Consider the following 24179-nt stretch of genomic DNA (forward strand, 5'->3'; position numbering starts at 1 on the left):
TTGCAGAGAGCGGGCGTAGCAGTTCCATCAACGGCATATCGCTGTCTGTGATACTGGTTCGCGGAGGTAAGCGTTTCATTTTGATCGCCTCGGATTTGACTTGGTCAGAGGTTGACCGTTACATGCCGCACCTTGCCTTCCAGCATGGCGCCCGGCAGGTCGGCGGCGTCGATTGATGCGATGTCCTCGCCGATCTCGCGCAGGATTTTTTCGCGATGACGCTTGTTTTTCTCTCGGCGTTCTTGCGCCTTACGTTCAGCCTCGGCCGCTTCATCAGCTTTGCGTTTTTGCTCAGCAATGGCCTCTTGGCGGGCCCTTTCCTCGGCCTTGGCACGTTCTTCCTCTTCGGCGCGCGACTGCCTCTCTGCGTCGTGCTCCATCTGAGCTTTTAGGTGGTCAATGCCAGCCAGCCTTACGGCCTCAACGGCATCTTTGTGGTCACCAAGGCCACTGGCCATTGCCTCGGGCACCTTTTGCTCCAATTCGTAGATCAGAACGCCATATGGCTGAGACTGTCCGCCAATAGTTCCGTTGCGGACCTCTGTAATGTCAGCGATCAAGGACTCGGCCCGAGAGCGTTGATCGGCCGCCTCCTGTTCTTTGGCGCGGCGTTCCTGCTCTTCGCGCTCACGTTTTTCGGCCTCGGCCTGCTCCTTGGCTTCACGCTCTTCTTTTTCAGCGCGCAGTCGATTGAGTTCGGCCTCTTGCTCTTCGCGCGCTTCGGCGTTGGACAGGTCGGCACGGTATTTCTCCAAGGCCTCGGCCTTCGCCTCTTCCGCCAGCCCCCGAATTTCCTGCCAGCTTTCATCAATAGCGATGTTTTCGACTTCCGTGATCACTGCTCGGATGTCATCGGTCGACATCTTCCAGTAGGTGCGCCCCTTGTCAAAAGCCTGCATGCGCTCCTGTAGAGCGGCCTTGCGCTTTTGTTCCTTCTCTTCCCATTCATCCAGCGGCTTGCGTACCCGCTCTTTCAGGTCGTCCAGCGTGTCGCGAACCTTCCGGCGCTCTCCGTTGACGGCCTCGATCTTTGCCCGTGCGTCATCGGTCAGGGCTTTGCCGGCCTTGTCCAGAGTGGTCTTGGATCGCGCGACCTTGTGGGCAATCGAGGCGATTTCCTTGCGGCCTCTTGCCGTGGTCACGTCCAGCGCCATCGAGTCGACTTCTTCAACGATACGGCCAAGGATTTTGTCGATTTCTCCGTTCTGGAAGAGCGATGGCAAATCTTCGGCATCCGGCAGCGTTAAGGCGGTGCTGGTTTCGATTGTGGTTTGGTCATTCATGACTGGCTTCCTTCGTTGGTTTCATTGAGGTTGCGGGCTGTGCGAATAGCGTCTTTGAGTTTTTGGGAAGCGCCTTCGCCGTTGCCGTTTCTGACTTCGTCTGTTGCGTCCGTAATGCTGACGAGCATTTCGAATGCGGCCTCTGAATTTCTTGCGCGGCGCGATGCGCGCAGATAGGCAATAGCCAACTGTCTGGGCGATTGTTCGCGTACCAGCTTTTCGATTTTCGCTTCGGGCGGCTTGTAGGGTTTGCTCAAATCAACTCTCCCCCTTTGACGACAACGATTTCGTGCTCGATCAGCATGGCCAGCGTTTCGTGCTGCGCGGTGATGATCCGGTTCATGGTTTCAAAGCAGCGGTTATCCATCAGCCACCACCAGCGGCTATCCCGCCCGTCGATCAGGTCATGGCAGGCCATGCAGGCAGCAACGCAGGCAATATCACTGACCTTCGTTGACACGCCTTTGCCAAGGTTTCCGGTATGCGCCGCAACGACGGTCGATTGATCCGCGCAACGGTGCCCGGGCACGAGGCCAGAGATCCGAACTGTGCAGGGCATGGGCGCTGAGAAGTGCTGACCGGCGATCTTGCCGCCGATGGCATTGGTCAGGGCTTCGGATCGAACCTTTGGTAGAAGGTGAGGGCGGTAATTCATTCCCTGACCCCCAGCATTTCCGGCACCGACCGCATGGCCATCAACGCAGACTGTTCGTCGCGCATCCCGATGTAGTGCTCACGGAGCACATCGTTGATGTAATCCGCGATCTCCTTTGCACGTTCGGCGCTGATATGCCCGGGCAAGAATTGCACGGGCGTGATCGACCTGGCGCGCCCATGCGTATGAACGATGAGTCCTTGATCCTGTAGCGCGCCAACAAGGCGGTGAACGCTGGACTTGGACATTAGGCCAGTACCATCAGCGATCTCGGTAAAGCTCGGTGAATAGTCGTGCTTTTCGTAGAAGGCGACGATGAAGTCGTATGCTTTGCGTTGCTGCGGGGTCATGCTGTGTTCTCCACGCTATCGAACCCGGCCAGCCAGTTGGCCTGTTCAACGGTTGCCTCGTCATTGCCGTTGAACGGCCCTTGATCCCGGCTGATGAAACCTTCCTTCGCCGCCTCGGCGCCCATCTGGTAGGCGGGGCTTTCCGCGTCGATCTCGACTTCCCCCTCGGGCGCATCGTCGTCGTGAGTGGTGGATTGCTCCTGATCGCCGTCTTGGGCGTCCTGATCGGGCGCAGGAGTGTCGTTGTCGTCGCCCGAGGGGGATTGTGGGTCGGACGCCTGTTTCGCCTCTGTGGAGGCTTTTTCGCGGGCGGTCTGCCCGAGTTGCGCAAAGCCGTTTTGTTTCGGTGTCACGTCGCGCATCTGGCGCATGTCCTGAACCTCGTCATCGGAGTAGGCGCCAAGCATGAGGTCAGAGCGGAAACGTCGCGCCCAACCGCGGCCTGCATAATAGGCAAGCTGTTGGTCTGGATCGTTGTGCCAGAGCGGGCTGTTCTTGATCGTAATCTCGTCAAGCGTCGGCGTTTCGTACTCAAGTACGCGCCCGTCCTCTTCGAGATAGGCGATGCACTTCCTGTCACCCACAGCGCCGCTTTGGGCGACGACATTGCCCTTGGCCGATTTCACGGGCTTGCCGGTTTTCTCGAACGTACCTTCGTAGCGATAGCTCAGCCGAACGCCTGCCTTGCGCATCACGGCGGTAAAGACCTTGGCCTGAAACCCAATGGGACCGCCGTTCTTGGCTTGGAAGCTCTCAAAGGCGAGAGCGAAGGGATCAAATCCCCAATGCACTGCGCGCATCGTCAGCGCGAGGCAGATCGCCGGGTTGCGCTGCGCGTGTTCCGGCAGCATTGCCCCAGCCTGACACATCACTTTCGAGAACTCCACGAACTGCGCAAGGTCGCCGAACTGGTATTGCCCAAGGCCGGGATCGAGCGATTGAATTTCAGGAACCGCATCGCCAACTTGGCGCGGTTCGATCTGATCTTCGGGCTTCATGTCTACTTTCATCACGGTTTCCTCAGTTGTTAGGGTGGCCGGGGCGGTCTTGGGGATGGTTGACTGTGCCCCGGCCCACTGCGCAGGTGGTTGACGCAGCGATCTCGTTACGGGGTGACGCCAGCGGTGTTGGTTTCTTCGCTTGAAGGCAGGTATTTGAAGCTCTGCCGACGAACGATTGCGCCGACTGTCGAAGGTTTTAGGCCAAACCTCTCTCCAATCTCGGCATAGGTGATTCCGCCAGCGGCATAAGCGGTCCTGATTTGAATGACATCTTCATTCGTCAGATGTGTCATTCCGTGATTTTCGCCGCAGCAACTACGCGCTTTTGCCGCCATGTCCTGCATGTTGATCATCTGATTTCCGAGAAATAAGTGATCTGGGTTAACGCACGAACGAATATCGCACCGGTGCAATACGTGCTGACTTTGATCAAACGGACCAAATGTTGCCTCATATGCAATGCGATGGGCGCCTTCTGGTACCTTGTTCCCTGCGTCGGTAAGTCGGCCGCAATAAACCTGCCCATATCCGCCCGTGTCGGTCGCACCGATCCAAATCCAGCAGCCGCACTCGGAGATCGGCACTATCTTGTCGGCGTGCCGCGTAAAGAAATTGATGGTCATGGCGCCACCCCAGCAGTCTGCATTTCCTCAATTAGCCGTTCGCGGAACCAGCTTGGCATTTGGTAGGCGCCGATATCCTCGCCCGGGCCCCACCAGTTGTTGCTGTCGAGGCATTCCCGAAACAGGCGACGAGCGCGCCGGTTTTGAAATTCGCCAATAGCAAGAGCCTCTTCATCGACTTCGCGCAGGATCACGTGGTACGGCGCTTTATCGACCTGAAACACGAGACCTACCTGCTGCGGTTCCTCGCCGATCAACGATACGAAGCCTTCTCGAGCGAAGGCCATCTGTTGATGGTAACCGTGATCGGTGATCCGGTTATCGCAGACGCGGTAACTGAACGGCCGACCTTGCGTATTCACCTTTTTGTAATCCGAAAGCATGCCGTCGAAGCTGGTCTGGTCAGGACGTGCAAGGCACCAAAGGTCGGTTTCGTGGTCGTACCAAGCCATCGTGATCTCTGGCTCTCCGCCAAGCGCGGCCGATGCAGCTGGATCTTGCGCCAGGACTTTGCCCATGTTGCAGATCAACTCCCATTCGGCTTCCGTAACGATGTCGCGCGGGTCTTCTTCGACCTTCTGCCAGAAGTAGATCGACTTGAGCGCGGCGTCGCTTGCACGGCCCTCTTTGAACGCCGTCAACTGCACTTCGGTTGGTCTTTTCGGCTTGTCCTTTGGTAAAACGCGAAAGTGACGCTCCAATTCTTCCGGACCACCTTCGATGAACGCGGCCATCGCTCGGCCCATGCGTAGTGCGTCGGTTTGTTCTCGCTCATAGCGATCTGGATTTAGGCCGTGAAATGCCCAAACATCTGCCGGGGTCTGGATCTCCATCTTTCGCAAGACTGAGCTTGTGACGCTGACGCCGTCGCATGGCTGGCCGTGGTGGCGCTCCATGGGTATCCGGTAAAACCCCGGCTCGGTGATCTTTTCGTCGTCTTTCAAGTCGCGCACGAGAAAGTTGGATATGTCGCGCATGGCATGCTCCCGTCGAATATAACAGGAACAAACGTCGCATATAGCGATATATATGTCAATAATGGGTGGGTGAAAAAATCGCTGTTTGCGACTCTTGATCTCGCTATTGACGTGTGCAACGTTGCGTTGCGTTATTCATCTACGAATATTTCAGAGGGGGGGATGGAATATGGCCATGGCAACGGCGCGGATATGGGCAACCGTTTTGAGGCTCAACGAAAAGGATGTCGCAGAAATTTTGAAAGACGCTACCGCTCGTCTTTCTTGCGACCCTGAGCCAACTTGTAGCTCGCGAAATCAGCGACTTCATCAACATGACTCTCATCAAGCTCCATGAGCTTATTGAGGGTTTTATTGAGTTCACGCAGCTTTTCATGAAGTGATCCGGCCTCATTCGAGCGGATAAGCTCGAATGGCTGGACGCCAAAGGCCTTTGCGATTGCCTCCATGCGTCCTGCGTTGATCTGTTTCTTCTCAAGCTCAAGCTCAGTGTAGTACGACAAAGAGATACCCGCCTTCTCGGCGACCTCTCTTTGCGTCCAGCCCTTTTCTTTGCGCAATTCTTTGAGTCTTAGCTTCATGCCGTTCATATAGCGACATCCGCCCGAATGGGGGAGTCGATTATAGCGACTTTTGGTGTTGCGACAAATGTCGCTATGTGCGATATTCAAGTTCATGTCACTTTTCCTACGATACCTGAAAAATACTGGGCAAACGAAGACAGACTTCGCAAAGCGCATCGGTATTTCGCAGAACTACCTCTCCGAGATTTCGAGAGGCGTTCGGCTTCCGTCTTACACTGTGGCGTACAACATCTTCAAAGAAACGCACGGTGAAATCCCAATGAGCTTTTGGGGCGACAGCTTCACCCCGGGCCAAGGAATATCGCAGAGAGCGATAAATAATTCAAGCCAAACAAAGGAGAACGCAAATGGCTGATGGAGGAAATGCGCATAAGAATAGCGCTGACAACGTGGATTACGAGGAACTGCAATCGTTTCTCGATGAGCTTGGCGACAAGCAACATTCGGTTTCCGAGGCCACGGGTTCTTTGCGGTCGCGGATCAAGGGCATCATCGACGAGAAGGGCTGGAACAACGCGGCCTTGGCGACGATCCGCACCATCGAAAACAAGTCAGAAACCGCAAGAGCGGACTTCATGCGGACGTTCTTGCCGATGTTCGAGGCCATGCTTGAGCACAAGTGGCGTGAGGAAATGCACGACATGCTGGACGGCGTTGGCGAAGACGGGCCGACGGAATGATCATTCTGGCGTTCGATCTTGCGACGGCGACGGGTTGCGCATTTGGCGATGCCAATGGCGCACCGACGTTCCAGACCGAGCGTCTGAGTGAACCGGGGGCGCCGCATGGTCGGCGCTTTCGAAATACCATGGGAATGACCAAGCGACTGATCAAACGAGTGAACCCTGACGTGGTCGTGATCGAAGAGGCGATTGCCTCTGGTGGCGGGGGCGCACAGAGCCGCATTCAGCTCGCCATGGGCGACCGGGCCGCGGTTATGATCATCTGCGACCAGATGGGGTTCAAGGTGCGCGAATACGCCGTGCCGAGCATCCGCAAACACTTCATTGGTCATGGCAGACTACGCCGTGACGTGGCGAAGGCCAGAACGATAGCCCGATGCCGTTCGCTTGGTTGGAATGTCAAGAACGATAACGAAGCCGATGCCTGTGCAGTATGGGAGTTTGCGAGAGCAAAGCTGACAGGCATGGCCTCGATGCCAAAGGGACTCTTCGATGCAAGAAGTGAGGAGCTTCAATCCAAACGAGGCTGAGCCGCCTCATTCAATTGAAGCTGAGCAGCAAATCCTTGGCGCGTTACTTATGGATAACCGCTTAATCCAGAAGATTGACGGGGCAATAAGCGCGGCCGATTTCTATGATCCTGTTCATGCGGATGTCTTCGCCGCTATTGTTGATCGTATTGAGGGCAATCAAATCGCGAGCCCGGTTACGATCAATCACGCAATGAGCCAACACAAAGGGCTGAGCGAGATTGGCGGCGGCGGTTATCTGGTGCGGATGGCGGCATCTGCGATCAGCAGCTTTGCCATTGCTGAATACGCACAGATTGTTACGGATAACGCCAACAAGCGTCGCCTGCTTGATGTGATGCGCGATGCGCATGAGAAGATCATCAACACCGCAAAGCCAGTATCCGAGATCGCGGAAAAGATTGAGACATCGGCGGGTGGATTGCTTGCCAACTCTAATGTCAAACCACTGATCCGGTCGCACCTTTCGTCAGTGATCGGTGCCCTTGATGAAATCAACATAGCATACCAAGGCGAAACTGCGATTGGCGTGTCGACAGGGCTGCCCCAACTTGACGCCAAGATCGGCATGTTGCGGCCCACGAATTTGCTTGTGCTGGCCGGAAGGCCCGGGATGGGGAAGACCACGGTGGCCCAAAACATCGCCTATTCGGCCGCAATGGGCAATGTCGGTGTCTTCTTTGCGTCACTGGAAATGTCAGGCGAAGACTTGGGTAAGCGTTTTCTGTCGAAAGGTTTGGCGGAAGAGGGCAACCAAGTCGCATACAACAGCATGATCAACGGCCGCTTGTCCGAGGAGCAAATGCGGCTGATTGTCGATGAAGCGCGTCGACAGGAAAGCCTGCCGATCATTACTGGTGAGCGCGATGTTCGAAAGGTGTCACGCCTCAGAGCCGCGGCCCGACGCGCGCAGCAGCAACTTGATGGCACGGCGGCACCCTTGGGGCTGATCGTTGTGGATTACGTTCAGCGCATCGCGTCCGATGACCCTCGCATGGGCATTCGCGAAAGGGTTTCAGAAGCGACGGACATGCTCAAGAGCTTGGCCATGGAAATGAACTTGCCGGTGATCGCCTTGGCGCAGCTAAGCCGTGAGGTTGAGCGTCGCGAGAGCAAGATACCCATGCTGTCCGACCTCAAGGAAAGCGGATCGCTCGAAGAGGACGCGGACGTTGTCATGTTCTGCTACCGCCACGCCTACTATCTCGAAAAAGAGCTTTCGGCCATTCGCGGTGGCAATGATTTCGAGCGAGAAGCCGATTTGCGCGCCGAGTACGAGCGCTGTGCCAAAGACCTGGACCTGATCGTGGCAAAGCAGAGATCAGGCCCAGAAGGCACTGTGCGGGCGTACATCGACCCCGGCCTTTGCCACATTTCAAAAGATCGAGCGCGCGAAGAGGACCAACTGATATGAGCATCAAGATCATGTCAGCCGTCTATGATGGCGACTTAACAGACATTTACGAGGTTTCTGTTTTGCTGGCGTTAGCGAACCACGCTGACGACGAAGGCCGGTGTTATCCATCCCTGAAACGCATTGCCAAGCTAGCCCGAGTGACGGAGCGCGGGGTGCAGAAGATCGTCAAGCGGCTTGAGGATCGGGGATACCTTGATGTGCAGATCAACAAGGGTCCGAAGGGCACCAATTTGTACCGCGTGATACCCGAGCCAAGACCTCTTTTGGACCAGATGGAAGGATACCCCCGAACGGAGTTCACCCCGAACCCGGAGACATATACCCCCGAACGGGGTTCACCCCACCCCCCGAACACGAAAGCAAAAACCCCCGAACGGGGTTCACCCGAAACGTCAGGAACCGTCATTGAACCGTCAGGAACCGTCAATGGCGCGCATGGGAAGTTTCAACCTCTTCGCTTCCAAGAGTTCTGGGATGCTTACCCTCATCGTGGTGGTGCCAAGAAGGGCCGGGCAAAGGTTGAGCAAAAATATCGAAAGCTAGTCGAAGACGGCGTGCCCGAGTCGACGTTGATCGAAGGGGCCGTTCGATATTCGCAGGATGCGCAGGTTTTGCGCGGATACGGCAAAGGCCCAGAGCCTTGGCTTAATCAGAGAGGATGGGAGGATGACATTGAACCAAGTCAGCCACAGAACAACGCATATGACGCCCGAAGAGGCGAGCCACATTCAAGCCTCATGGCGGGATTTGCTAGATCGGCCGCTAAACGATCAGGCGGAAGCGGATCAGGTCAGGAACACACTCAAACGCATGCGATGCCCGGCAACGCCGAAATGGATTGCCGGCCGTGTGGCGGTTCTTCTCAACCAATACTTCGTTTCGGCTATGGACCCGGCGATGATGGAGGGCATCGCTGATGATTGGGTTGACGAACTCAACGGGTTGCCAGCCTGGGCGATCCAGAAGGCATGCCAGTGGTGGATCGGCGCGGACAACCCGGATCGCCGAAAACGGCCCTTGCCCGGTGATATTTCCCAGCGGGCTAGAAAGGAAATGGGGATCATTCGCTGTGCTGAGCTTGCGCTTGAGCGACACGATCAAAATCGTATGCCGCTACGATTGGCCCATGACTGATCGGTTGACCTGCCTATGCCCCGGCTGCAAGCGCACGGCGGCCAGACGCAGGTTTCCAGATGCGGATGAATGGATTTGCGGGAAGCACTGGCCAGCCGTTCCGAAGCCCATGCGCCAGCGGCTTGCCAGGGCGCGGCGCCGTATCCGTGCCGGTGATCTCCGCTGGCGGTCAGTCGAGCAGCGTATGTGGGCCAGATGCCGCCAGCGCGCGATCGAGGAAGCGCTTATGGTGGTGAGTCTGTGAAGATGTCTTACCTGATCCCAGACGGCAACGTGCAGATCGCGTTCAGTGGTGGGCGCACGTCTGCCTACATGCTGTTTCAGCTTTTGCGGGCCAATGGAACTTTGCCAGAACGGGCCGTTGTCACGTTCCAGAATACCGGGCTGGAAATGTGGGAGACGCTCGATTTCGTTCAGGAATGCGGTGATCGCTGGGGTGTTCCAATTGTTTGGCTCGAATATGCGCCGCGCCGCGCGCTGAAACCGGAAGAATACGAGCTTGTCGAGCGCCATTTCGGGACGGAGTATGCCGCGTCGTTCGCTGAGTGGTGGGCGCGCAGTATGAACCCCGCCGGGTTCAACAGGGTGTCGCACAATAGCTGCGCGCGCAATGGCGAACCGTTCCTTGCGCTGATCCTTCTTAGGAAGTTCCTGCCGAACCAGAACAGTCGGTTTTGCACCGTCGAACTGAAGGTCAGAACGGCCAAGCGGTTTCTCATGTCGCTTGGCTGGGTCGAATGGATCAACTGCGTCGGCCTGCGCGCCGATGAGCCGCGCCGCATCAAGCAGGAAGGCGTGAAGTTCAAAGACCGCTGGACCGTCTGGCAGCCGCTGAACCATGCCGGTGTGACCAAGAGGGTCGTGGCGCAGTTCTGGCAGGGTCAGCCCTTTGACCTTCGCCTGCCGAACGTGAACGGGAACTGCTGGCTCGGGAATTGCAACGGCTGCTTTCTCAAAAGTGAGGCTCATGTCGCGGCATTCCATCGTGACCATCCACAATTGGCTTGGTGGTGGGAGTGCGCGGAAAACCTCATTCAGTCGATGTGGCCAGCGCTTTCACAGTGGCAAAGGCTGCGCCGGATCGTAACGGCAGATAGCGAGATCGGGCCAAAGCTACGTGAGGCGTATGGGCGTCCCGTTCCGTCCAGCGTGATCCTCAGCATGATCGATCAGCCGCGATCCGCAGGCCAATTTTCGAAGCGATACGGACGGGCGGAACTTCGGCGATTTGTTGAAAACCAGGGCGATTGGATTTTCGACAACGAGGACGCGCTTTGTCAGGCCAATGGCGGGGAGTGCATGGGATGAGTCGAGCACTATTTCGAGCCACGAAGTCTAAGCCAAAGAGCGATCCCCGTCAGTCCGTGATCTTCGATGATCTGGAGCCACAGACGGCGCCGGTGAAGGGTCAGCGCGTGGCCAAGGATTACTACCCCACTGGTCAGCCCGAGGCGATCCTTGCGTTACTGCACGCCGACGGTGAGCGCATACGCGCCTCTGGTAATGTCTGGGAGCCGGCCTGCGGTAAAGGTGACATGGTGCGCCACATTCGCAGCTTTGGCATTCCGTGCTGCGCCTCCGACATCGAGGATCGCGGCTGCCCTGATAGCTGGGTAGCGGACTACTATTCGTGCCTGAAATCGCGCGGCGGGGCGATCATCACCAATCCGCCTTACAACGAGATCAACGCCCGCGATGGCCATGGCCGCTGGCTTCGTCACACGCTCGAAATGCCAGGTTGGGATTACTTGGCGCTGCTTTTGTCTTGGGATTGGCCTGCGGCCCGCGCCAATGGCCTCGGAGAACTGCTCGACGAGCACAGCTTTACCTATTGCTACCTAATGAGGTTCCGCCTCGACTTCACGGGCGAAGGATCTCCCCCTCAACGAAATGCATGGTTTGTGTGGCGTCGCTCCGACCCTCGGTCGTGGTCAAACGATGATCTGCCGAACCCTGAGTTCCGAGTATTGGACCGTGTTGACCCAAGACAAAGGAGTCTACTTTGAAACATCGAGAGTTTTTGAGGCTGATGGAAGCGGCGCGGGCGAACAATGCCGATGGCGTCAAGTCTGCCATCTTGCCGTTTTTGAATGAACTGCTGGCCTACGATCCTAAAACGGGGAGCCTCACTTGGCGGCAACGAGCGCGGCGCTGGTTCCAAAACAATCACGCTTATCGGTTATGGAATAGCCGGTACGCTGGAGAGCCGGCATTGGCTACAGTTAAGAACCATGGCTACAAGTGTGGCGCCATCCTCGGGGTGTATTTTCTCTCTCACCGCGTCATTTGGGCGATGGTGCATGGTGAGTGGCCTGACGAGTGCGATCACATCAACGGTCTTCGATCCGACAACCGGATCAAGAACCTAAGAAACACCGATAAATCAGGAAATCAGCGCAATGCTGGCCTGCGGAGTGACAACACCAGCGGTCGGGTTGGTGTTTATCGGGCTTTGGACCGGGAGAAATGGGGCGCGAACATCTTTCATCATGGCCGTCTTCGTCACCTCGGTTTTTTTGAGGATTTCTCCGATGCGGTTGCAGCTCGCGAGTCTGCCGAGGTGATCCTCGGTTATCACGAAAACCAGCGCCGGGGAGGACTTTTCAATGCCTGACAAGATCACACCCAATGAGCGCGAACTGATCGACGCTGCCTTGAAGCGAGGCAAGAAGGTCCAGAAAGTGCCGCGTGGCAAGTCGGCATATCAAATGAAATGGGACGAAGAGAAAAAAGGCCTTCGCTACGTTGAGGCCGAGGTTGCTAATAGCCTTCGCGGCACGTCCGGTATGATGGGGCGTAGCCGCAAAACAAAGCGCGATCCGAAGGTTGCTATGCGCCGCCAGCGCCTGAGTGATTTGATGCGGGTGGGTAAGACAGCAAGACAATGCGCAAGCGCTTTAGGCGTCGAAATTAATGTCATCTACAACGATGTGCGTGAATTGGGCTTGAAGTTCCAGCGCAGCCAGTCGGTTAATGTTCAGCAGCGCCGCGCTGAGATCCCTGCGATGATCGAAAAGGGGCTTACTCGTGGTGAAATAGCGGATCACTTTAAGGTCAGTGTCGGGACAATTTCAAACGATGCCGACATACTTGGCCTGACGTTTCCCAAGGCCCGCCGCCGCGTTTACTCTGGTGTCGACAAGGCTGCGGCGATCAAGAAGGATCGGGCAGCGCGTAAGTCTCAGGAAGTCAAAGATCGGCGGCGCTTCAAAACAACGCCAGTACCACTTGGGAAGGCCGGTCGTGTCAAAAAGCACCTGACTGGTGCGATGTATCCGAACCGCGTGTCTGACGTTTCGGACGGTGAGGCCGTGCTTAAAGATGGCCGCAATAATTCCAAGATCGGCGGCGATGTACTCGTTGGCTGGTTGAAGGGTGCAAGGATATTTACTCTATCGCTTGAAGAGCGCGCGACTTGTCCAACCTCATGCGTGCTCTGGGATTCCTGCTACGGAAACCAGATGGAAAAAGCGCGTCGGTGGCGCCACGGCCCGGAGCTTATCGAGCGCCTGCGAGTCGAGATCGCCGAACACTGCGCAGAGCATGAAAACGTGCTGATCCGGTTGCACGTCCTCGGTGATTTTTGGTCCGAGGAATACCTGCAATTCTGGGCCGAAATGCTCGACAAGCACGAGAACTTGCACGTCTTTGGGTTCACGGCCTGGCCCAACACCTCCAAGATCGGCCTTGGCGTGGCTTGGCTGCGTGATCAGTCACCTCGCAGGTTCATGGTGCGGACCAGTGGCATGACCGGGCAATGGGGCAGTTTTACAATCGACTTTCCTACCGATCAGAAAAAAATCGGCGATGCCGTTGTTTGCCCAGAACAGCTCGATGCGATGTCAGGCGGTAAGCGCGAGACCCACTGCGGGAGCTGCGGCGTATGCTGGTCTTCTTCCGTTCCCATCGCCTTCATTTTGCATTGATGTCGGCTATGGGGCGGCAAGAAAAATGCGCGACGGTGTCTGAGGCGCTGGACAACATTGGGTCGCTGGCCGAGCTGGAAGGTTTCACTGATCACATCAGAAACCCCATCGCCGGGATGGACGTCAAGCAACCGACAAAATCTGAGTGGCAACGTATCGCGCAGATGAAACTACGCTTTCAGCAGGAGGGCAAAAGGTGAAGGGGCAGCCATCTATCAGCAGCATTTATCGCTTGGGCACGCCTGATGAGCAGGAAGACCCATTGCGTCAATGGGGGAGGATTGAAGCCATGCGGCGCCGTGCATGGCGCATGTGCGGGGTTATCGCGGTGACACTGAGCGAACTCCCGCCCGACCTAGAAACCCAACTGCGCCAATGGGCAGAGGACCGGTATGGAAAGAGATAAACGTAGCATGTCGATCCGCAGCGCAATTGAGTGGGCGTTTGGAACGGAAAAGGCGCAACTTGAGTTCGACGAGTCCGATGTTCAGTATCGCGTCGGCGTCGGGACCGAATACGTTTTGATGCAGCGCGCTCTTTTGGGCGGTGTGCAGATCGACGTCAGCAAGGGTCGGTCATATCCTCACGATGATGCGGAAATCATTGCTGCGGCTGTTTCGAGACTACCTCGATCACATGGCGCGGCACAGGCAGCGATTCTGGTCGCAGAGCATGGTCGGGTTTGGCGCGCGCCAGACTGGATGCCAGGCGCAGAGCCTAAGCTCGTGCCCAGAGAATGGCGGGCGCGCAACCATTTGGGCCGATGGGCGAAAACCGAGGTCGTGCGGCGCGGTTCGTACTTGGTGTCGACACCGCACCCTAAGAACCCCAAGCGACGCATTGAACGGTGGGTTAAATTCGTCGAAGAGTGGTGCCCGATCACATGGGAGCTTCACCCGCAGGAGATCGAGTCGGCCCGCATGACCTACCTACGCTGGTGGCGTGCTCTTCACTATTTGCGCGGAACGCTTGCAGGCAAGCTTGATACGATTGAGATCAATCAAACGATGCCTGAAATGAAGCCGTGGGAAGATCAATCGGCGGATTCCGAGAGGTCAGCCACCACATCGCCTTAGCGACGAAGCGCGGGGGGCCGCCGAAGCTGCCTTCCCACTTGATAACGGTTTCGGTTTCGACGTCCAGAATTTCTGCCAACTCGTCTTCTGTAAGCTCTAGTCTCTCACGCATGGCTTTGAACCGTTCGCCGGTGATATGAAAGTCGGCAGGACGATAGCCTTCAATCAGCCAATCGAGCATTCGCGCGGCGGTCGGATGAACCGGGCGCCGCCCGCGCACCCAACTTCGAACGGTATCGTCAGGCGTCGAGATCAAAGCCGCAAACTGGCCAGTTGTCATCTGGATTGTTTTCAGGCCCTCAAGGAACCCTTCGGCGGTGCTGGTGTCGATTTCGTCGTTTTGCATGTTTTGTTATCCCGGTTTTCCTGTCGTTGCGCGCGTGTGGCGGTCGGAAAGTGAGGTTTTACGTTTTTTGGGTTGTAGGGGTGGCTAGGCGTGTTTTTTGAACTGTATGGGGCTTATATCGCCTCGTTTTGCAATCGCCACCTTCTCTCACGTTCTGGCCAGTAATGTTCGCGGGCCCAATCGCTGCATTTGCGGGCGACGCTTTCAGCGCTATTTGCCAGTCGCCCCGTTCCCCCACAAGTGTTGCATGGCACCGGTGATGCGTCCCATGGATCGCGGCTTTCCCGACGCAATTCGCAAGCCGGGCAGTGTGAGCCGTTTTCGTGCAACGTGTGATCCATGTCAAAATAGCTCCAATTGCGTTTCGGTTTGCAGGCTGTCGATGTGCATCACGACGGCAAAACCGTAGTGCAGGTGGTTGTGTTTCAGGCTGCACGCCGAATTTGGCTCGTTGTAGGTCGTTTCGAGCCACGACCACGGCCCGGCGACTGTACGCCAGCGGCGCAGATCGCGGACAACAGCGCGATAGCGGTGGAGGTCACGATTGATGCCCTCGATGGTCGCCTTTCGTATCCGGTTCAACTCGGCGGATCGGCGTGGTTCGGTCATGGCGATAGCCTTCTCGACGCTGGTGGTAACGATGGGGTGTTTCACCTCGTCGCGGATCTGCTTTGGCGTCAATGGCATGCCGCCGAGTTGATAGTACCACGGGTGCCCACTTGAATATCCGCAATGCGTGGCCATCAGAATAGGCTCAGTTGCGTAGCCCCGGTGCGCTCGTCGTCGCGTTCGCATCCGGGGATGATGGATTGCTCACCGGCGTCGGTCAGTTCCGAGCGGTAGGCTTTTCGATGGGCCTCACGGCGCATCCATTCGGCAAACTCTTCGCGCCGGCGCTTTCGCTCGGCTGCCGCGGCCTTTCCGAGATCCGAGACATGCGCCAGATCGGCCGCCGTTTTGTGCCACGGCACGTCCTCGTATTGCTCGTAATTGCGAAACATATGGTGGATCATCACGCGCAGCGCCTCGTTTCCCTCGGCCTCTCGCATGATTGCCGCGACAACATAAGCGCCATCATACATTTCAAAGCAGTTATCGAAGGCGCGGCTGTCCTCGGCGCGCAGAATGCCTTGGATCGCGTAGCGGACGCGGGCAGGAAAGCTGGCGGTCGTATTGCGGGTCATTGGCCATCCTTCCAGTCGTAAATCTGCAAGGCGTCGCGTTTGATGCTAAGAACAAAAGGGGCTCCATCAACTTCACGAACTATCGCCAGGTAACTCGGAATGCCCGGCTTATACGCTTTTGCTAGAGTTTCCCCAATATACTCACCGCCAAATTGCTCGTGGCGCGTCACTACGACTTTATCGAAAACGGGAAGAATCGCGTTTGCCGCCATGATGATGTCTAAATCAGTCATTGTTGTGTCCCTTCACTATCGCGCGGCAGCGGGTATCGTCTGCGAGTCTCGAATTTCGCCTTTTGCTCGGCGCGCTCCAACACGAGACCATCAAGAATCGCTTCGGCGTAAACCATTCTTGCGAATGTCTCCGGGTCAACATGCGCGGTTGCCACGTAGAAGGCTTCTGGGGTGGCGATGCGCAGCAACGCAGCTCGCAGGTGCTTAACCTTTTCGGCATCGGTCATTGTTGCGTCCTTTCCAATTCCATGTGCCGCCGGATCGCGTCGGCCTGTGGCGGCAAATCGTTCTGGCCTTGCCGGATGCCGCGTTCGATGGAAGCGAGGCACCACGTCCGCGCCCCGTCCGTTCCTTCGATGTCGCGGCTGATCGGATGCGTCTTGCCGCAGCCATCGCAAAACCATGTGTTCGGGGTGGCGTAGGGGCCGGGCATGTCAGAATAATGCTTCTGTGATCTCGGTCGGTATTTTGTCGCCCCACGCACGAAACGCCGCTTTTTGCGCCTCTTCCAGTGTCGGCGGGGGGCCACCCCAATACCCTGTCTGCTGGATATAATGCCCCACCTTCATTGCTGCGGTGGCCTTGTTCTCGCAATCCCGTGCGCCCCGGCCATCGGCAGCGCCATGTGCGGCAGTTTTCATAAGGCCCTCGAAATCGAAGGCCACCTTTGCGGCTTTGTCCATATCGTCAGTCATCGTCATTTTTCCTTCGTTGGCGGGAATAGCCCACGCATGATCCGCGCGAACAGGTTGCCGGTGAGGCGTCGGCCGACCCGCTTGGGGATGGCCTTGCCCGGTTCCTTGTGGGTCGCCGCCTGCACGTCGCCAAGTAGCTTGGCGGTGCGGTATAGCAGGCGGCGGGTGCGGTTGATCGACATGGCGAGATCAGAAGCTGAAATCGTGGTAGTGATCGCGCTTTCCAACGATCAGCCCGCCACGGCCGACCTTGTTCCAGCGCTTGGTCTGGTCGTTCCAGTGCACGGGGTCGTATCCGCCCTGGCCGTCGCGCCGGAATGTCTCGATGCAGCCACCGGGGTTGCGTTCGTAGCGGTAGCTTTGGCAGTCGGTCATCCCGAGATCGTCAGTGCGGATCGCCGTGTCGTGCTGGACTTTCACGATCTTGCCATCGACCTCGATCACGGTCGCAGCCTTCCGGTCGGTCCAGCTCAGCAAGGTTGCGCCCATGCCGACCTCGGGTTCCGGTGCCCCCTTCGTCATGCGGCTGTAGATGTGATTGATACCGCTTCCTGTATCGGTGCCGGGTTTCATCGTGCTCATGGTGCTTCCCTTCAATCAAATTTGGCCAGAAGGTCGTAACCCTCTTGGCGCTCGGTTTCAGTGAGTTGATCATGGTGCTGGGCAAGCCATTCATCCAATGACATCGGACGAAGATCGGGGCGCCGGTCCATGAATGCCTTTGCCTGAAAGTCGAGATACGTCCCCGTGGCCATGTCACGGCCCCAAGACCATTGCTCGATGGCGCGGAGCTGGTCCCACGTTTTGCGCGGGGTTCCATCGGGATAGTTCGGCTGCCGCGCGACGTCGGCTTCGTATGCTTTGCGTCCATTCATCGTTTTGCTCTCCAAGGCTGGCCGGGGCCGAAGCCCCGGCGCAGGTGTTACGCGGCGCGTTCGGCCATCATTTGCTTGATCCGGGCGATGAAAGTCCGCATCCGTCCCGCCATCCATTTGCGGTAGCCATGAAGCGGCGCATTGAATGCGAGGAAGTAGCTTTCACCGATAGGACGATGCCAGACTTCGACCTTCGGCTCTTCGCGATGATGCAGGGTGATTTCGTAATGCCATTCGGTATCGCCATGATCCGAGGCGCGAGTGGTGAACTCGTAGCGCCCGGAGCCGAAGGGCTGGCCCTCTTTTGCGGTGATCAGCGTGCCGACCAGTTCTTCGGCCGAGAGGCTTTCGAGGTTGTTCATCGCCCATGCCAGATGCCGCCCGGTGCATTCCGGGTAGCCATCCCAATGCCGGTACAGGTGAACGGTTAAGCGGTTGGTTTTGACGGTAATTGTGGAGCGGGTTGCCATTGTCTGTGTCCTTTCTGATGGGCTTCATTGCCCGATAACCTATGCTTATCAAATATACGGATGGTTGTAAAGGGGTGTGACTGGAAAAATACAATCACACCAATGACTTACAGGAAATTTCCTGTGGTGCGGATCATGCGCCTGTCAGCCTTCCGACCAATCCGCCGCTTTCACACCATTCCTGCACGGCCTTGCTCGATCCCCAACAGGACGCCGGGCATCCGTTTTCGAGGAAATGCCGATAGGCGGGCAGGGCTGGCAAGTTTGTATCGTCAGCCTTGTACCGCGCGATCTCGAACTCGTCTGCGAATACAGCACAGAGAAACGATCCGGGGCGGATGCCGAGGATCACATGGCGCGCGATGCCTGGCTGCATGTATTTCGGCAACTTGGTCAATTCGTCAGCTTCCATGCCGCGATAGGCGCGATACGTGGCCACCGGATCTTGATCAATCGCTTTGGCGACATCGGCCCGGTGAATAACAGCGTCTTTGACGGGGTTCGGTGCATTCATTTTTCTTACCTTTCAGGTTTGGGGGTTACTCAGCTTCGGGCAAAGAGGCCCAGAGCGCTTCAAGGGCTGGCGGCTGATAGACAACGCCGACCAGGCCTGCCCGTATTCCATTGGCGTTGTTCACTAGATCACTGTTGTCGGCCGCCAGCGGTCATCGTGTCGTTTGTTCGCTTGTGGAATCGCTCAAGCTCGTTGACCCATTGCTCCATGAAGGCCAGGTCGCCATCGGTTTCCGATAAGCCATCGTCGAGTCCGGCATGCATCAGCGCGAAAAGCTCTGCGGCACCGGCGAAGAAACAGATCCGCATTGCCTGCACTTGATCATCCGGGGCGCCCGGGTAGACCGTCCGCTGAAACACCTTAAAGCTCTCGTCAATCAGTTTGCCGCGCCGGGCAAGTTTGCGGACTTCGGATCGGGTCATGTGGTCAATTGATGGCATTTGCTCTTTCCTCGAATGTTGCGTTTGGCATTTCGCGCCGGAACGCGCGAAAATCGTCTTCGGGCATGACCAACGACCCGCAGCTTGCGAAAGTCTGTCTGGGGTGGTTGGCCACGAAAACGGCGGCGTGAATATGCGCGCCGCGCTTTTCCCACCGGATCTTGAAACAACGGTAGGGGGCTTTTGGCGGGCGAGGCATCAGGCCTCCCCCCGCTCGTTGAGCCAGTGCATGCAGGTGTGCTTGACGTCCTGGTCGAAATCCTGACGCAAGACCCATTGCATGTAGCCAGATGGGATGTTGGCCCATTCTTCGCCGGAGTGTTTTCCAAATCGGCATTTCTTGAGCACGACCGGCGCAGTCGAAAGCTCGATCAACTTCTGCACGGCGATGTCCAGACGATCCTCCCACGATCCGTCATCCGGCATGACCTGATCGGTCATCCACGTCATCAGGTCGGAGGTCATCAGGGCATCGAACAGCGCCCGGTGCGGCATGTGACCGGCCTCGGGTGGCATGTCGTGGTGAAGGCCCAACTCATACCACAAGGCACCGTTCGAATGGCTCTCGGCGTCGGGCAGAAGGTGCAGCGCGCAGCGATAGGTGCAAATCCATGACTTTTCGCGCAATTCCGCTGGCAAGAAATCACGGTCATAGGCGGCATTGTGAAATACCAGCACAGTATCAGGTGCGAGGTTGCTCAGCCCGATCACCTCTGCCACTTCGACGGCAAGAGGTGCATCCATGACCATTTCGTGCGTGATGTGATGGGTGGCCATCGCGCCAAAGCTGATCTGCCTATCCTCTGGATACACAAGGCTTTGCGCGAATGTGCCATCATCCCAGACCGCGGCGATCTCGACCATCTTATCGGCCTCTGGGTCCATGCCGGTGGTTTCTGTGTCGATCACAACGTATCTCATGCGGCGCCTCCGGTCGCGGCGGCAATCGAGATCAGGTCTTTCTTTGCGCCTTTGGGGCAGCGCCGGAACGCAGAGAGCATATCAATCTCGTCACGATCCATGGCGCGCTTGCTGTCGATTGTGCCGCTGACGGCGAAGCGCGAGTCGATACCTTCCCAGAAATAGGCGATTTCGACTTGCAGGGTTTCTGCCATGAGGAACAGCTTGGACGCGCTGACGCGGTTCGCACCGGTCTCGTATTTCTGGACCTGCTGGAACTTCACGCCAATGGCTTCGGCCAGCTCGGTTTGCGTAAGGCCGAGGACGTGACGCCGGGCGCGGATTTGCTTGCCAACGTGCTTATCTACTTCGTGTGTCATGTGATCTTTCCTTGTGGTGGTTTCAGGTTTCGGCGATCTCAAAGAGTGCTTTGCGCGCTTTCCGCATGATCTTGTTTTTGATCCTTATGCGGCGGATCACCTTTGCGCGCGGGCAGGCAAAGCTAAGGCCTGGCTGCCTGCAATCAGGGTCATGGAGAAGCGGCTCGTCTGGCTTCACCAGATAAACCGCGCCCCGGTTGGAAGGGTGGCCGGCCGCAAATAGCATCGCGGCTTCGATGTCGGTGGTGACGTAGACCATCTGAGGATCGCAGACCCCAGAAGCGCCGTAGAGCGCACAGGATCGAACACCTGTGGTCACAGGTGGCAGGATCATCCGGCCGGGCAGCAAGTCTGGAACGCCGCCGTGGTAGTATCGAACGGGTTTACTCATGGTTGGTAGATGTCGAAGATATGTCCGGGGTAGATAGCCACAGGTTCCAAGGCGGATTTGCGCTGCTCGATATCTTCTTGGGTCAAGTAAGGGTCGGACACATCCCAACCGAACAATGCAGCGAGCTTGTCGCGAGCCTCTTCGATCATGGATTCGATACCTTGATCGCCACCCTGTCCATAAACCCAGACACGGCGCACCCAATCGGCGGCGTTGCTTTCATCTGAACGGATGTCGTCTGACATCATCATAATCACGGTGAAAGGTTGATGCGTGCCGTCGATAAATTGTCGATCTGCGGTTATCGCTGGAACGTCGTGCGTGCTCATAGATTTTTCCTCCAATTGAATAGGCCGAGCGCGCCCTTGACCGGGATGAACTTGACGGGTTGCACGTTTTCCAGCACGAGCCCGTAGGGGCCGAAGAACCAAGGATCATCGCTTTGTTCGACACAATCCACGATCTCGGCGGTTCCGATGATCCCGCCTTTCATTTCGGGCGGCATGGTAGAGGCTTGCCTTGCGAATTTTTTGAAGTCGGGCACCGCCTTTATCAGCGTTTGGGTGAAATCTGCTCCGTCCTGCGCATTTGGCTTATACAGGCTGGCGTGTAGGCAGATCAGGCCGCGATAATGAAACCGGCGCGGGCGGTTCTCGATCCGCTTTCCGGCGTTCAGGATAGCCCAGACCCACGGCTGGCGTATTGAAAGAGCTTTTGCGGGTAGGTCAGGAAAATCTGTGTCCGGCATTGCTTTGATCCTTTGGCTTGGTTTCGGTGAAGTCGTGCAGGGCAGCGTGTGCCTTGATGATTGCGTCATGCGCCTCGCGATTGCCGAAGGCGTTGTTGCCTAAGACCATGAGCTGGCGCTCGATCCTGCGCATTTCGGAAATGGCTTCTTGCTCGGTCATGCTGCGGCCTCGTGTTCTGGTGTCGGTGTTGGCGCGGCCATGTCGGCGCAGTTCGCGCGGACCAGGGCGGCGGCGACGTCTGGCGGGACGCTATTGCCGCACATGCGGGTCTGTTCCGTTTTAGTGAAAGCCCGCCCGTCCGACCCGTTTTCGATCTCGTAGGATTCCGGGAAGCCCTGCGCGCGGAACTGTTCGCGCGGCGTCAGCATCCGCATACCGATATCGGTGATCGCATAAATCTGGCCGTCGATCTCGACCGTGACCAAACCGAAGGTGTCGCGGGTGCCGAGCGTATGCAGCGGATCGTCGGCCCACTGGCCGAGGCCAGAGCCATAGTATTTTTGCAGGAAAGTGGCGATCATGGCGCTGTGCTGGCCGCCGGCGCAAAGCGTCGGGTGGGGTTCCTCGATCGAGGCATCGCGGCGTGCCGTGCCGTGCAGGCTTAGAAGGTTCGCCGCGACCACCTGTTGTTGTGTCCCGCGTGTGGTCAACGTGCTGAGCGGGACCGTGGCCGCGCGCCCGGCGTTGTTCTGCATCTTCGGCCCGGAATTGTGTTGGGCGAGGAAAGCTGAAACCAGAGCATGCTTTCCGCTACTCGCAACCATGTTGCCGATTGGCTTTTCGAGGCCGGGGACACGAGGCGCTTGCCCTGGGCGCTCACCGTACCCGGTTTGAACCAGTGTAGGAACGACGATGGCGTTCTGATCCTTGGTGCTGGCCGTGATCGTGTGGTGCGGTGCGTCGATCCGGCGATTGGCCCCGCCATGCTGGCCATAGGTCGAGAACGGGGCCAGGGTCGGCATGACAACGCCATGTGCGTCACGCGCCGCCGTCACCGTCTTGAACGGTTCATTCAGACCTTGGCCACGGAAATGCGGCCCCTGATGGTTGCAGGTGACGATGAACGGCTCTTTCGCCTCCAGCACGTAGCGCATCACGCCTCGCGCGATCCGGCGCAGGGTGGCATCCTTGAGGGGGCGCACGGCGCGCAGGCCATATTTCTCTTTGATCTCGGCGGCGGTGTCGAAAATCGACGGGCAGGGCAGGGACCAGTCAATGATCTCAGCAGCGGTGCGCCATGGCAGGCGCGTCCCGGCAAGAACCTCGGGGCTGTCCGGTGCGCCATGTGTCGGCTCGGGCCAAACGATGGGCTTGCCATCGCAGCGCGCGATCACAAAGAGGCGCTTGCGGATCGTCGGGGCGCCATAGTCGCAGGCCCGCAACTGGCGCCATTCCACCTTGTAGCCGAGGCGGCGCAGCCGCTTGACCCATGCGCGGAACGTATCGCCCTTGCGTTCCGGGTCTGGCTTGCCCTCCGGCGTCAGGGGGCACCAGTCCTGAAATTCCTCGACGTTTTCCAGCATGATCACTTTGGGTCGCACCCGCTCAGCCCAATGCACCACGACCCATGCAAGATCCCGGATGTTCTTGGATAGCGGCTTGCCGCCCTTCGCTTTGCTGTGGTGCTTGCAGTCCGGGCTGAACCACGCCAGCCCGACATTGCGGCCCTGGCATACTTCGCTGGGGTCCACTGCATAAACCGAATTGATCAGGTGAATGGTGTCGGGGTGGTTTGCCTCGTGCATGGCCAGTGCAACGGGATCGTGATTGATCGCCACATCAGGGCTGCGGCCAAGGGCCATTTCGATGCCGGTTGACGCCCCGCCGCCCCCTGCAAAGCTGTCGATGATCATGTCGGTGCCAACGGCCCGTGCGGGCTGCTGCGTGTCAAGGTCGAGGGCGCTTAGAGGAAGCGTCATGTGTCACCGCCTTCCGGATTGCTGCCATCCTCCGAATTTGGCGCCGGTTGCGTACAGAGCATCACGGGCGGGTGCGCAGTTCCGAGCACCATGAGCTGGACCGTGCCGCCAGATTTCAGATCCTCGATTTCCCTTGGGGTCAGTTCCCAGACGCTGATCATGTAGTTTTGGCCGTTGATCTTTTCATCGCGGATCGCCAGAGCGTGGTATTCGTCCTGGCTTTCAGCGAGAATGCGGGTCGCGTTGCGAATGCGGAGCGGCAGCATGTCAGCTAGCCTCCCGAAACAGGTGCAGGCCCTCATGGTGATCTACGGCCTGCGTCACCAGATCGAACGGATCATCGCCGACCAACAGGAAACCCTGATCGTCGCCCTCTGGGTCCCACACGATCCAGTCACCATTGAGAACTGCGGCCCGGGCCAACAGGCCTTCGACGTCACTTTCGCATGCCTCGTCGCACCATGCCGCGCACACGCTGGCCTCGAAGGTTTGACGGTGGTCGATTGCGCCGTTGCCGATTGACCAGATTTGCGCGTCATCGGAATACGGGACCAGCCACCCAGGCGCGGGGGCGTTCCACCACATCGCGCCGTTGCTGGGATGGAAGGTGCAGTCGTTCGCGAGGTGCTTGCCCTCGGCGTCGAGCCATTTGACGAGCGGCACGCCGTCACCGAACGACATCGACACTCCGGCGCAGGTAAGCACTGTGCCGACCTCGAGCGCCATCGACCATCCTTGCTGCGCGCAATAACCCGCCGGCTGCATGCCAGAGAGCCGCGCGCCCTGCTTGATTACTCGCCATTGCTGGCCTGCCTTAAAGATACGCTGTTTCATGGTCTGTGAC

Annotated in this window: 42 protein-coding genes; 12 read left to right on the forward strand and 30 right to left on the reverse strand. The window is 57.7% G+C overall.

Annotated elements, in window-relative coordinates:
- Positions 1 to 104: 104 nt before the first annotated feature.
- The 8 genes from RBB32_RS00270 to RBB32_RS00305 form a co-directional block, all read right to left on the reverse strand.
- A complete protein-coding gene (locus RBB32_RS00270; protein ID WP_306150668.1) occupies positions 105 to 1154 on the reverse strand; it encodes a hypothetical protein in 1050 nt (349 codons plus the stop codon).
- A gap of 125 nt (positions 1155 to 1279) precedes the next feature.
- Positions 1280 to 1540 (reverse strand): hypothetical protein, encoded by a 261-nt coding sequence (locus tag RBB32_RS00275; RefSeq protein WP_306150669.1) that lies wholly within the window; start codon positions 1538 to 1540, stop codon positions 1280 to 1282.
- Complete coding sequence (locus RBB32_RS00280) at positions 1537 to 1938, reverse strand: nuclease domain-containing protein (RefSeq protein ID WP_306150670.1); 402 nt, start codon at positions 1936 to 1938, stop codon at positions 1537 to 1539. The genes RBB32_RS00275 and RBB32_RS00280 overlap by 4 nt, the downstream gene beginning before the upstream one ends.
- The gene (locus RBB32_RS00285; RefSeq protein ID WP_306150671.1) at positions 1935 to 2288 is read right to left on the reverse strand and encodes a LexA family transcriptional regulator; all 354 of its coding nucleotides are present in this window, start codon (positions 2286 to 2288) and stop codon (positions 1935 to 1937) included. Before RBB32_RS00285 ends, RBB32_RS00280 begins: the two co-directional genes overlap by 4 nt.
- On the reverse strand, positions 2285 to 3298 hold the full coding sequence (locus RBB32_RS00290) for a recombinase RecT (RefSeq protein WP_306150672.1): 1014 nt from the start codon (positions 3296 to 3298) through the stop codon (positions 2285 to 2287). Before RBB32_RS00290 ends, RBB32_RS00285 begins: the two co-directional genes overlap by 4 nt.
- Before the next feature lie 95 nt (positions 3299 to 3393).
- Positions 3394 to 3912, reverse strand: coding sequence for an HNH endonuclease (locus tag RBB32_RS00295; RefSeq protein WP_306150673.1), 519 nt, complete (start codon positions 3910 to 3912; stop codon positions 3394 to 3396).
- Positions 3909 to 4889 carry a PD-(D/E)XK nuclease-like domain-containing protein gene (locus tag RBB32_RS00300; RefSeq protein ID WP_306150674.1) on the reverse strand — a complete coding sequence of 327 codons (981 nt, stop codon included), beginning with the start codon at positions 4887 to 4889 and terminating at the stop codon, positions 3909 to 3911. The genes RBB32_RS00295 and RBB32_RS00300 overlap by 4 nt, the downstream gene beginning before the upstream one ends.
- A 248-nt stretch (positions 4890 to 5137) precedes the next feature.
- Positions 5138 to 5566, reverse strand: a complete 429-nt coding sequence (locus RBB32_RS00305; protein ID WP_306150675.1) for a helix-turn-helix domain-containing protein — start codon at positions 5564 to 5566, stop codon at positions 5138 to 5140.
- Here RBB32_RS00305 and RBB32_RS21310 point away from each other — a divergent pair.
- From RBB32_RS21310 to RBB32_RS00360, 12 genes are all read left to right on the forward strand, one after another.
- On the forward strand, positions 5565 to 5828 hold the full coding sequence (locus RBB32_RS21310; protein ID WP_371930999.1) for a helix-turn-helix domain-containing protein: 264 nt from the start codon (positions 5565 to 5567) through the stop codon (positions 5826 to 5828). The genes RBB32_RS00305 and RBB32_RS21310 overlap by 2 nt on opposite strands.
- Positions 5821 to 6153, forward strand: coding sequence for a hypothetical protein (locus tag RBB32_RS00310; protein ID WP_306150676.1), 333 nt, complete (start codon positions 5821 to 5823; stop codon positions 6151 to 6153). Before RBB32_RS21310 ends, RBB32_RS00310 begins: the two co-directional genes overlap by 8 nt.
- 134 nt (positions 6154 to 6287) lie before the next feature.
- Positions 6288 to 6686: a hypothetical protein gene (locus RBB32_RS00315; RefSeq protein ID WP_306150677.1), complete on the forward strand. Its 399-nt coding sequence runs from the start codon at positions 6288 to 6290 to the stop codon at positions 6684 to 6686.
- Positions 6649 to 8100: a DnaB-like helicase C-terminal domain-containing protein gene (locus RBB32_RS00320; RefSeq protein WP_306150678.1), complete on the forward strand. Its 1452-nt coding sequence runs from the start codon at positions 6649 to 6651 to the stop codon at positions 8098 to 8100. The genes RBB32_RS00315 and RBB32_RS00320 overlap by 38 nt, the downstream gene beginning before the upstream one ends.
- Complete coding sequence (locus RBB32_RS00325) at positions 8097 to 9020, forward strand: helix-turn-helix domain-containing protein (RefSeq protein ID WP_306150679.1); 924 nt, start codon at positions 8097 to 8099, stop codon at positions 9018 to 9020. Before RBB32_RS00320 ends, RBB32_RS00325 begins: the two co-directional genes overlap by 4 nt.
- Complete coding sequence (locus RBB32_RS00330) at positions 8989 to 9237, forward strand: hypothetical protein (RefSeq protein WP_306150680.1); 249 nt, start codon at positions 8989 to 8991, stop codon at positions 9235 to 9237. The genes RBB32_RS00325 and RBB32_RS00330 overlap by 32 nt, the downstream gene beginning before the upstream one ends.
- Before the next feature lie 246 nt (positions 9238 to 9483).
- Entirely contained in the window at positions 9484 to 10545 is a 1062-nt protein-coding gene (locus RBB32_RS00335) for a hypothetical protein (RefSeq protein WP_306150681.1), read from the forward strand.
- A gap of 56 nt (positions 10546 to 10601) precedes the next feature.
- Positions 10602 to 11243 carry a hypothetical protein gene (locus RBB32_RS00340; RefSeq protein WP_306150682.1) on the forward strand — a complete coding sequence of 214 codons (642 nt, stop codon included), beginning with the start codon at positions 10602 to 10604 and terminating at the stop codon, positions 11241 to 11243.
- Positions 11240 to 11851 carry an HNH endonuclease signature motif containing protein gene (locus tag RBB32_RS00345; protein WP_306150683.1) on the forward strand — a complete coding sequence of 204 codons (612 nt, stop codon included), beginning with the start codon at positions 11240 to 11242 and terminating at the stop codon, positions 11849 to 11851. Before RBB32_RS00340 ends, RBB32_RS00345 begins: the two co-directional genes overlap by 4 nt.
- Entirely contained in the window at positions 11844 to 13163 is a 1320-nt protein-coding gene (locus tag RBB32_RS00350; protein WP_306150684.1) for a hypothetical protein, read from the forward strand. Before RBB32_RS00345 ends, RBB32_RS00350 begins: the two co-directional genes overlap by 8 nt.
- Positions 13121 to 13363 (forward strand): hypothetical protein, encoded by a 243-nt coding sequence (locus RBB32_RS00355; protein WP_306150685.1) that lies wholly within the window; start codon positions 13121 to 13123, stop codon positions 13361 to 13363. Before RBB32_RS00350 ends, RBB32_RS00355 begins: the two co-directional genes overlap by 43 nt.
- 213 nt (positions 13364 to 13576) lie before the next feature.
- Positions 13577 to 14239 carry a hypothetical protein gene (locus tag RBB32_RS00360; protein ID WP_306150686.1) on the forward strand — a complete coding sequence of 221 codons (663 nt, stop codon included), beginning with the start codon at positions 13577 to 13579 and terminating at the stop codon, positions 14237 to 14239.
- Here RBB32_RS00360 and RBB32_RS00365 read toward each other — a convergent pair.
- From RBB32_RS00365 to RBB32_RS00470, 22 genes are all read right to left on the reverse strand, one after another.
- Entirely contained in the window at positions 14160 to 14585 is a 426-nt protein-coding gene (locus tag RBB32_RS00365; RefSeq protein ID WP_306150687.1) for a hypothetical protein, read from the reverse strand. The genes RBB32_RS00360 and RBB32_RS00365 overlap by 80 nt on opposite strands.
- A gap of 342 nt (positions 14586 to 14927) precedes the next feature.
- Positions 14928 to 15272 (reverse strand): hypothetical protein, encoded by a 345-nt coding sequence (locus RBB32_RS00370; protein ID WP_306150688.1) that lies wholly within the window; start codon positions 15270 to 15272, stop codon positions 14928 to 14930.
- 56 nt (positions 15273 to 15328) lie between these two features.
- Positions 15329 to 15769 (reverse strand): hypothetical protein, encoded by a 441-nt coding sequence (locus tag RBB32_RS00375; RefSeq protein ID WP_306150689.1) that lies wholly within the window; start codon positions 15767 to 15769, stop codon positions 15329 to 15331.
- Positions 15766 to 16002, reverse strand: coding sequence for a hypothetical protein (locus tag RBB32_RS00380; protein ID WP_306150690.1), 237 nt, complete (start codon positions 16000 to 16002; stop codon positions 15766 to 15768). The genes RBB32_RS00375 and RBB32_RS00380 overlap by 4 nt, the downstream gene beginning before the upstream one ends.
- Entirely contained in the window at positions 15999 to 16229 is a 231-nt protein-coding gene (locus tag RBB32_RS00385) for a hypothetical protein (protein ID WP_306150691.1), read from the reverse strand. The genes RBB32_RS00380 and RBB32_RS00385 overlap by 4 nt, the downstream gene beginning before the upstream one ends.
- Complete coding sequence (locus RBB32_RS00390; protein ID WP_306150692.1) at positions 16226 to 16435, reverse strand: hypothetical protein; 210 nt, start codon at positions 16433 to 16435, stop codon at positions 16226 to 16228. Before RBB32_RS00390 ends, RBB32_RS00385 begins: the two co-directional genes overlap by 4 nt.
- 1 nt (position 16436) lies before the next feature.
- A complete protein-coding gene (locus RBB32_RS00395) occupies positions 16437 to 16697 on the reverse strand; it encodes a hypothetical protein (protein WP_306150693.1) in 261 nt (86 codons plus the stop codon).
- 2 nt (positions 16698 to 16699) lie between these two features.
- Positions 16700 to 16879 (reverse strand): hypothetical protein, encoded by a 180-nt coding sequence (locus tag RBB32_RS00400; RefSeq protein ID WP_306150694.1) that lies wholly within the window; start codon positions 16877 to 16879, stop codon positions 16700 to 16702.
- 7 nt (positions 16880 to 16886) lie between these two features.
- Positions 16887 to 17279: a hypothetical protein gene (locus tag RBB32_RS00405; RefSeq protein WP_306150695.1), complete on the reverse strand. Its 393-nt coding sequence runs from the start codon at positions 17277 to 17279 to the stop codon at positions 16887 to 16889.
- Positions 17280 to 17290: 11 nt separating this feature from the next.
- Positions 17291 to 17572, reverse strand: a complete 282-nt coding sequence (locus RBB32_RS00410; RefSeq protein ID WP_306150696.1) for a hypothetical protein — start codon at positions 17570 to 17572, stop codon at positions 17291 to 17293.
- A 47-nt stretch (positions 17573 to 17619) separates the two neighbouring features.
- A complete protein-coding gene (locus RBB32_RS00415) occupies positions 17620 to 18042 on the reverse strand; it encodes a hypothetical protein (RefSeq protein ID WP_306150697.1) in 423 nt (140 codons plus the stop codon).
- 133 nt (positions 18043 to 18175) lie between these two features.
- Positions 18176 to 18556, reverse strand: a complete 381-nt coding sequence (locus RBB32_RS00420; protein ID WP_306150698.1) for a hypothetical protein — start codon at positions 18554 to 18556, stop codon at positions 18176 to 18178.
- A 128-nt stretch (positions 18557 to 18684) separates the two neighbouring features.
- The gene (locus RBB32_RS00425; protein ID WP_306150699.1) at positions 18685 to 18978 is read right to left on the reverse strand and encodes a hypothetical protein; all 294 of its coding nucleotides are present in this window, start codon (positions 18976 to 18978) and stop codon (positions 18685 to 18687) included.
- A 216-nt stretch (positions 18979 to 19194) separates the two neighbouring features.
- Positions 19195 to 19917, reverse strand: a complete 723-nt coding sequence (locus tag RBB32_RS00430; RefSeq protein WP_306150700.1) for an exonuclease domain-containing protein — start codon at positions 19915 to 19917, stop codon at positions 19195 to 19197.
- Complete coding sequence (locus RBB32_RS00435; RefSeq protein WP_306150701.1) at positions 19914 to 20276, reverse strand: helix-turn-helix domain-containing protein; 363 nt, start codon at positions 20274 to 20276, stop codon at positions 19914 to 19916. The genes RBB32_RS00430 and RBB32_RS00435 overlap by 4 nt, the downstream gene beginning before the upstream one ends.
- Positions 20277 to 20298: 22 nt before the next feature.
- The gene (locus RBB32_RS00440) at positions 20299 to 20667 is read right to left on the reverse strand and encodes a hypothetical protein (RefSeq protein WP_306150702.1); all 369 of its coding nucleotides are present in this window, start codon (positions 20665 to 20667) and stop codon (positions 20299 to 20301) included.
- Positions 20664 to 20996: a hypothetical protein gene (locus RBB32_RS00445; protein WP_306150703.1), complete on the reverse strand. Its 333-nt coding sequence runs from the start codon at positions 20994 to 20996 to the stop codon at positions 20664 to 20666. Before RBB32_RS00445 ends, RBB32_RS00440 begins: the two co-directional genes overlap by 4 nt.
- Positions 20993 to 21415, reverse strand: coding sequence for a hypothetical protein (locus tag RBB32_RS00450; protein ID WP_306150704.1), 423 nt, complete (start codon positions 21413 to 21415; stop codon positions 20993 to 20995). Before RBB32_RS00450 ends, RBB32_RS00445 begins: the two co-directional genes overlap by 4 nt.
- On the reverse strand, positions 21393 to 21575 hold the full coding sequence (locus RBB32_RS00455; RefSeq protein ID WP_306150705.1) for a hypothetical protein: 183 nt from the start codon (positions 21573 to 21575) through the stop codon (positions 21393 to 21395). The genes RBB32_RS00450 and RBB32_RS00455 overlap by 23 nt, the downstream gene beginning before the upstream one ends.
- Positions 21572 to 23335 (reverse strand): DNA cytosine methyltransferase, encoded by a 1764-nt coding sequence (locus tag RBB32_RS00460; protein ID WP_306150706.1) that lies wholly within the window; start codon positions 23333 to 23335, stop codon positions 21572 to 21574. Before RBB32_RS00460 ends, RBB32_RS00455 begins: the two co-directional genes overlap by 4 nt.
- Positions 23332 to 23601, reverse strand: coding sequence for a hypothetical protein (locus tag RBB32_RS00465; RefSeq protein ID WP_306150707.1), 270 nt, complete (start codon positions 23599 to 23601; stop codon positions 23332 to 23334). The genes RBB32_RS00460 and RBB32_RS00465 overlap by 4 nt, the downstream gene beginning before the upstream one ends.
- Position 23602: 1 nt before the next feature.
- Complete coding sequence (locus tag RBB32_RS00470; protein WP_306150708.1) at positions 23603 to 24169, reverse strand: hypothetical protein; 567 nt, start codon at positions 24167 to 24169, stop codon at positions 23603 to 23605.
- Between the last annotated feature and the right edge of the window lie 10 nt (positions 24170 to 24179).

The organism is Roseovarius sp. MMSF_3281 (assembly GCF_030733685.1).
Lineage (GTDB): Bacteria > Pseudomonadota > Alphaproteobacteria > Rhodobacterales > Rhodobacteraceae > Roseovarius.